Below are 7,477 nucleotides of genomic sequence, written 5' to 3' on the forward strand. Positions count from 1 at the left end.
GCCGCCGCGGGCCTGGAGCCCTTGGGAGCGGAGGTATGTCTCGAACATCTCGAAGAGCTCTTCAATCACTCCCGCTTTACGCAGCCGCTCCCTAAAGAAGGCGACTGTAGTTGCATCCGGAATGCTGCTCATCACACCAAGACCAACAAACTCCTCGAAGGAGCGCCTATCATTCACATGGAATTCAAGCTCCTCATCGCTAATATTAAAAAGCTGCTGGAGTACAAGCATCTTGATAAGGATCAGCGGATCAATCCTCTTTCGCCCTGCGCTGCTCTTCCGCTCTAGTATGTAGCCTTGATCAAGAAGAGGACGAAATGATTCCCATGGGATCGACTCAGACAGTCGCTTCAGAACGGGCTTCTTCTCTTGGAGTTTTGATACTCTTTGTTGCTCATCCCAGAAATCTCGTTGGCCCACTGTGGCAATCAGATCACACTTAGTAGTTATAGCCGTGATTCCATCAGAATCAAGTCCACTTAGCAATTTTCGAGGTGCCCTCAAGGAGTGTGATGGATAGCCTGACATTGTGTATAGCATGCCATCGGCCCTATCATTAGTCAGTACCGTTAGATTGGCCACTCTCGTTTGCAACACCTGCAGCAATGCTCTAAAGTCACTAGATTAGGCTGTCTTGCCTCTCCTCTTCTCTTTCTCAGTATGCAACCAGCACTAATTGCGGCGGCGGTAACAGTACTGGGGTGGTATGTCACATATGCATACGCTAGACGAAGGGAAGACCAGACTCGCCGAATTGAACTTAGGCTAAAATATCGACAGCGTCAGATCGAAGAGCTGTATGGTCCGCTCTTAAGTCTTATTGAGCAGATATTTAATGTTTGGGAGGTTCGCCAAAGCATACTAGCGTCGACCGACTCATTAGATGGAGCCAGCAGAGATAGGGTAAATGAGTTTATCTGGAAGGAATATTTCCTGCCTCTACACCATGAGATTAGGCATCTTCTGAGGACTAAGCTTTATCTTCTTGAAGAGGATCTTATGCCTGAGACATTCTCAAGGTATCTTCAGCATTCCACACAAGAGGAGTGCCAACATCGTATAAGAAATGAATTACAAATTAAAACGTATGGAGGCATGCCTTGGCCCAAGGGATTTTACGAGGATGTTAAACAGACTTTTGAAAAGCTGATGGCTGATTATCAGGGTCGAATGAGAAGAATGCCATAAGTCTGGCGCTGATTCGTAGGTGATTTGTTTTGATTATAGACGCCGATCTGCTTTTTATGATACCAAGGGACGTCGCGAAGGCGTCGAAGCACTTGCCGCTGCGCCTCAGAACTGGTGCTCATCGAGGCCCAACTCCGCGGCCGGATCCCCCCGCTGATCGGCGAGACTGACACTCTTCCAGGGCTTTCCCCCTTTGCCATGGTCGCCAGCGCCCCAGGCACCCACCGCGACACCCGTGCGGACCAGGCCAGCTCCGCGGCAGCTCGCGCCTTTCCGCTGGCGGCGATCACCGGCCACGGCACCCTGAAGCTGGCCCTGCTGCTGGCGGCGGTGGATCCCGGCCTCGGCGGCGTGGTGATCGCCGGCGGACGGGGCACCGGCAAGTCGGTGCTGGCCAGGGGTCTCCATGCCCTGCTGCCGCCGATCGACGTGATCGACCTGGCCGATGGTCCGGGACTGCTGCAGGCCGATCCCGGCCGGCCCGATGAATGGGACGGGGCCACCCGGCGGCGCATCACCGAACTGGGCGGCGATCCCAGCGGCACCGACCCGGCTGCTTTGCTGCCCACCCGGGTGATGCCGGCGCCGTTCATCCAGGTGCCCCTGGGCGTCACCGAGGACCGGCTGATCGGCTCGGTGGACGTGGCCGCCTCCCTGAACGCCGGGGCACCGGTGTTCCAGCCGGGGCTGCTGGCGGAGGCCCACCGGGGGGTGCTGTACGTGGATGAGCTCAACCTGCTGGACGACGGCATCACCAACCTGCTGCTGGCGGCGGTGGGCTCCGGCGAGAACCGCATCGAGCGGGAAGGGCTGAGCCTGTCCCACCCCTGCCGCTGCCTGCTGATCGCCACCTACAACCCTGAAGAGGGGGCGGTGCGCGACCACCTGCTGGATCGTTTCGCCATCGCCCTGTCGGCCAACCAGCTGCTCGAGACCGAGCAGCGGGTGGCGATCACCCGCTCGGCCCTCGACCACGGCGCCTCCAGCAGCGCCTTCGGCGCCCGCTTTCAGGAGGAAACCGAGGCCCTCGCCACCCAGCTGCTGCTGGCCCGCCAGTGGCTTCCGGACGTAGCCATCGACCGGGAGCAGATCCGCTACCTGGTCACCGAAGCCATCCGCGGCGGCGTCGAGGGGCACCGGGCCGAGCTCTACGCCGTGCGGGTGGCCCGGGCCCATGCGGCCCTCTCCGGCCGCGACCGGGTGGAGGCGGACGATCTGCAGGTGGCGGTGCGGCTGGTGATCGCCCCGCGGGCCCTGCAGTTGCCGCCCCCGGATCCCGACCAGCCCATGGAGCCGCCGCCACCGCCACCGCCCCAGGGGGAGCAGCCGCCCGAAGAACCGGAGCCGCCGGAGCAGGAGCCGGAGAGCGACGAACCGGACGAGCCGGACGACGACCAGGACGACAGCCCCGAGGACCAGGCCCCGCCCCAGATCCCGGAGGAATTCCTGCTCGATCCGGAGGCCACCGCCATCGACCCCGACCTGCTGGTGTTCGCCTCGGCGAAGGCCAAGAGCGGCGGCAGCGGCAGCCGGGCCGTGGTGTTCAGCGACAGCCGCGGCCGTTACGTGAAGCCGATGCTGCCCCGGGGGCCCGTGCGCCGCATCGCCATCGACGCCACCCTGCGGGCCGCCGCGCCCTACCAGAAGGCCCGCCGCGCCCGGGAGCCCCACCGCAAGGTGATTGTCGAGGAGGGGGACCTGCGGGCCAAGCAGCTGCAGCGCAAAGCAGGCGCCCTGGTGATCTTCCTGGTGGATGCCAGCGGCTCGATGGCCCTGAACCGCATGCAGAGCGCCAAGGGGGCCGTGATCCGCCTGCTCACCGAGGCCTACGAGAACCGGGATGAGGTGGCCCTGATCACCTTCCGCGGCGAGCAGGCCGACGTGCTGCTGCCGCCCACCCGCTCGATCACCGCCGCCCGCCGGCGGTTGGAGTCGATGCCCTGCGGCGGCGGCTCACCCCTGGCCCATGGCCTGGCCCAGGCGGCCCGGGTGGGGGCGAACGCCCTGGCCACCGGCGACCTGGGCCAGGTGGTGGTGGTCGCCATCACGGATGGGCGCGGCAACGTGCCCCTCAGCCGCTCCCTGGGCCAACCGGCACTGGAGGGGGAGGAACCGGTGGATCTCAAGGAGGAGCTGCGGCAGGTGGCCAGCCGCTACCGGAGTCTGGGTCTGCGGCTGCTGGTGATCGACACCGAGCGCAAGTTCATCGGTAGCGGCATGGGCAAGGAGCTGGCCGAGGCGGCCGGCGGCCGTTACGTGCAACTGCCCAAGGCGAGCGACCAGGCCATCGCCGCCATCGCCCTGGAGGCGATCAACGGTTTCTGACGGTGGGAGCCAGCCGGTTCTGGGCGGCCTGATGGGCAGCCTTCGCCTCCTGCTGGCGGGCGTCCTGGCTGGCCTTGCGGTCGCGGGCCGCATCCACCTCGGCCGGATAGAGCTCCTCGAAGAACCGGCCCAGGCCAACCGAGACGCTGCGGATGCCGTCGAGGAACTTCGGATCACTGGTGAGCTTGCTCACGTCGCCGCCGACGGCCGACCAGCGGTCGGTGAGCTGCTTGGCGTTGGTGAGGGTGGCCTGGAGATCGGCCACTGTTTTCGGGTTGTCGAGGGCCGCCGCCAGGTTGCCGACGTGCTTCGTCGCCCTGGCGGCATCGGCACTGGCGAGGTTGAGGTTGCTCAGGATCGGATCCACCTTGCCCGCCGAGCGGTTCAGCTGGGTGACCAGGACCTGGGCGTCCCGCAGGAACACCTGGCCGCTCTTGGTGAGCAGTTCAGTCTCCTTGGCAGTCTTGGAGAAGGCGGAGGTGGCCGCCACCATCTGTTGCACGAGCTGCTCCTTCTCAGCCTCGTTGAGCAGACCCTGCACCGACTCCGTGACGGTGTCGAAACTGGCCGCCGCGATGCCGGCCACCTGGCCGCCGTTGCACACCATCCGGGTGTTGTTGCAGGCCCGGTCCCGCGGCCCCGGCAGGCTGGCCGGCAAGGGGGCGCCGCCGGCCAGCAGGGACACCTGGGCATCTCCCCCCAGCAGGGAGGCGGAGGCGACACGGGCCACCAGGGGTCGGGCCAGGCGCAGGCGCGGGTTGGTGATTTCCAGATCGGCCACCACGGCCGCATCGGTGACCGTGACCTTGCGCACGTTGCCGACCAGCACACCCCGGTACGTGACCGGCGAACGGACGGCCAGACCGGCGGCATCGGCGAAACTGGCCCGGATCGTCCAGGTGTTGCCCGTCAGGGAGACGCCGCGCAACCAGAGCCACAGGCCCATGCCACTGGCCACGGCCGCCAGCAGAGAAAATCCAACCAGGGCTTCTCGGACACTCCGGCGCATGGGCTCAGTTCTCGGCCGGCTGCATCGGTCCGTGCAGACTACCGCTCCGAAACTGCACCACATAGGGATTGGTGCTGACGCGGAAGTCCTCGACCGCGCCGATCCAGCGGAAGCGGCCGTCGTAGAGGAGCGCCACCCGCTCGGCGCAGCGGTCGATCGTGCTGATCACGTGGCTCACCACCAGGCTGGAGGCATTGACGATGCGGGAGGTGCGCACGATCAGGTCTTCGATGCGGGTGCAGGCCACAGGGTCGAGACCGGCCGTCGGTTCGTCGAACAGCAACAGGGGCGTGCGGGCCGACGCCAGGGTGGGGTCATCGATCAGGGCGCGGGCAAAGCTCACCCGCTTCTGCATGCCGCCGCTCAGCTCCCCGGGCATGCGATCAGCGATGCCCGCGAGCCCCACGGCCTGCAGGGCCTGATCCACCCGTTCGGCGATCTCCTTCTCCCCCAGGCGGCTGAAGCGATAGAGCAGGAAGCCCACGTTTTCCCGCACGGAGAGCGAGGCCAGCAGGGCCGGGTTCTGGAACACCAGGCGCACGTCGGGGGGGTGGCGCTGATCCAGTCGCAGGTAGCTCTGGGGCTCACCGTGGATCCGCAGCTGCCCGTCAGTGGGCAGCTGCAGCCCCGCCAGCAGCCGCAGCAGGGTGGACTTGCCCGAGCCCGACGGCCCCACCACCACGAGCCGCTCGCCCGCCGTGAGGCTGAGGTCGACCCGATCGAGAACCAGGGTCTCACCCCAGCGCATGCTGAGGTTCTCCAGCTGCGCCACCGGGGGAGTGGGCGGGGCAGCGTTCAGCGCCAGTTGAGGGAGGGCCAAGGAACCACGGCAAGGGGACCCCTGGGGCCCGGCTCCCATCCTGCCGGTTCAGGACGGGCTTTTCATCCGTACAGTTCCGTTGGTCTGTGCCGCGTCGCCACGCCCTGCCCTTGACGCTTCGAGGCCCCGCTGCGAACGCCCGGCGGCGCCGAGGCGCCTCCCGCCCTGGGCGCCCCCGCTGGGTGGGCCGCGGCGATCTGCGCCAGCAGGATCTGATGAGCCGCTCGCGGCGGGCGGCCCGCTGGCTGCAGCCGGGGCTGGTGGTGAAGCGCTGGATGATCACCTCGGGCTTCGGCCTGGTGATCGCCCTGCTGGGGGCCGCCGTGTGGGCCGACCTGCAGCCGATCTACTGGACCCTGGAGACGATCCGCTGGGGCCTCAATCGCCTCACCCAGGTGATGCCCCGGGGCGTCACCGGCCCGCTGGTGCTGCTGATCGGCGCCGCCATGGTGTGGCTGGGCCAGAGCCGCAGCTTTGGTGCCATCCAGCAGGCCCTGGCCCCGGAGAAGGACACATTGTTAGTGGATGCCCTGCTGGCCCAGCGACGTCTGAACCGGGGCCCCAACATCGTGGCGATCGGTGGCGGCACGGGCCTGGCGACGCTGCTGAGCGGCCTGAAGCGCTATAGCAGCAACCTCACCGCCATCGTCACGGTGGCCGATGATGGCGGCAGCAGCGGCGTGCTGCGGCGGGAGCTGGGCGTGCAGCCCCCTGGCGACATCCGCAACTGCCTGGCGGCCCTGGCGCGGGAAGAACCCCTGCTCACCCGCCTGTTCCAGTACCGCTTCAAGGCCGGCAGCGGCCTGGAGGGCCACAGCTTCGGCAACCTGTTCCTCAGCGCCCTGACGGCGATCACCGGCAGCCTGGAGTCGGCGATCATCGCCAGCAGCCGCGTGCTGGCGGTGCAGGGCCAGGTGGTGCCGGCCACCAACGCCGACGTGCGCCTCTGGGCCGAGCTGGAGGACGGGCAGCGGATCGAAGGCGAATCCCAGATCGGCCATGCCCCCTGCCCGATCGTGCGCCTCGGTTGCACGCCGGAGCGGCCGCCGGCCCTGCCGCGGGCACTGGAGGCGATCGCCAACGCCGACCTGATCGTGCTGGGGCCCGGCAGCCTCTACACCTCCCTGCTGCCGAATCTGCTGGTGCCGGAACTGGTGAGCGCCATCAGCTCCAGCAAGGCGCCGCGGCTGTACATCTGCAATCTGATGACCCAGCCCGGCGAAACCGACGGCCTCGATGTGGGCGGTCACCTGCGGGCGATTGAGGCCCAACTCGCCAGCCTGGGGGTGGAGCAGCGCCTCTTCGGCGCCGTGCTGGCCCAGGAGGACCTGGCCGATTCCAACCTGGTGGACCTCTACAAGCTGCACGGAGCCGAACCCGTCACCTGCAAAGCCTCAATCCTCAAGGAGCAGGGCTATGAGGTGATCCTGGCGCCGCTGAAGGGAGCCCGGCCCAGTGCCACCCTGCGGCACGAACCGCGCAGTGTGGCGAAGGAGGTGATTCGGTACTACCGGAAGCACCGGAGGGATTAAACACTTAAATGCAAGCAGTCCCGATGTTGCAAGTTCTAACTCTCCATTACTGAAATGCCTGATCAGGCTTTTCCCATCGACAAGCGTACTCTCGACATGGAATCCATTGACATTTCAGTTTTCAAAGCCCCCTCCCAGACAAGCCCAGAAGACAGAATCGAGCTTGTAGTTCTCAGGCTGATAGTCTCAGAGTAGGGAAAGCCTTATTCCTATCTAGAGCTTGGCTCCTATTTAGGCGGAACTCTTCTGCCCCACCCGATCTGCCCGAGCTGCAAGAGCGTACTTTCCGTTGATCGTCGCGTAACCACCCAGCCAGATGAACGACGAGCGAGTGGATACAGCTATCAAGGAATCACCACTGCGGATCTTATTCATGAGATGGAGAAGCATATTAAGAGTTCGCTGAAAAACCCGGCCACCTCTGCGAGAATGGATCAACTGCCCATTCGTTGATGCGAGGCCAACAGGAGCGCAGCGGCTCCTTGTTCTCCTACGTCTCGATTGAGGATCGGATCCCGAGCAGCCATCCGCTCAGGCGGATTCGCAAGCTGGCGGATCAGGCGCTTGATCGGCTCAATCCAACCTTCTGCAGTCTGTATGCCT

General features: G+C 65.2%; 5 protein-coding genes and 1 pseudogene. 3 read left to right on the plus strand and 3 right to left on the minus strand.

The annotated features are described in order from the left end of the window. On the minus strand, positions 1–420 hold a 420-nt coding region (locus tag KBZ12_RS18085; protein WP_254959459.1), incomplete at its 3' end, for a transposase. 966 nt (positions 421–1,386) lie between these two features. On the opposite strand from KBZ12_RS18085, the gene bchD reads away from it, so the two are divergent. Beyond that, a complete protein-coding gene (gene bchD / locus KBZ12_RS18090; RefSeq protein WP_254959460.1) occupies positions 1,387–3,513 on the plus strand; it encodes a magnesium chelatase ATPase subunit D in 2,127 nt (708 codons plus the stop codon). Here the strand turns inward: bchD and KBZ12_RS18095 are convergent. After that, entirely contained in the window at positions 3,500–4,522 is a 1,023-nt protein-coding gene (locus KBZ12_RS18095) for an MlaD family protein (protein ID WP_254959461.1), read from the minus strand. The two genes, bchD and KBZ12_RS18095, sit on opposite strands and share 14 nt — an antisense overlap. A gap of 4 nt (positions 4,523–4,526) precedes the next feature. Next, positions 4,527–5,342 (minus strand): ABC transporter ATP-binding protein, encoded by an 816-nt coding sequence (locus KBZ12_RS18100; protein ID WP_396101537.1) that lies wholly within the window; start codon positions 5,340–5,342, stop codon positions 4,527–4,529. Between the two features lie 215 nt (positions 5,343–5,557). Between KBZ12_RS18100 and yvcK the strand changes: the two genes are divergently transcribed. Both yvcK and KBZ12_RS18110 read left to right on the plus strand, forming a co-directional pair. After that, positions 5,558–6,874, plus strand: coding sequence for a gluconeogenesis factor YvcK family protein (yvcK, locus tag KBZ12_RS18105; RefSeq protein ID WP_254959463.1), 1,317 nt, complete (start codon positions 5,558–5,560; stop codon positions 6,872–6,874). Between the two features lie 452 nt (positions 6,875–7,326). After that, positions 7,327–7,477 (plus strand): annotated as a pseudogene (locus KBZ12_RS18110) (IS5/IS1182 family transposase); the annotation flags it as partial.

This window comes from Cyanobium sp. Cruz CV13-4-11 (assembly GCF_024346055.1).
Classification (GTDB): Bacteria; Cyanobacteriota; Cyanobacteriia; order PCC-6307; family Cyanobiaceae; genus Cyanobium.

Coding starts and splice junctions, on each gene's coding strand:
- bchD (WP_254959460.1), top strand. CDS start 1,387: ATGGTCGCCAGCGCCCCAGGCACCCACCGCGACACCCGTGCGGACCAG.
- KBZ12_RS18095 (WP_254959461.1), bottom strand. CDS start 4,522: ATGCGCCGGAGTGTCCGAGAAGCCCTGGTTGGATTTTCTCTGCTGGCG.
- yvcK (WP_254959463.1), top strand. CDS start 5,558: ATGAGCCGCTCGCGGCGGGCGGCCCGCTGGCTGCAGCCGGGGCTGGTG.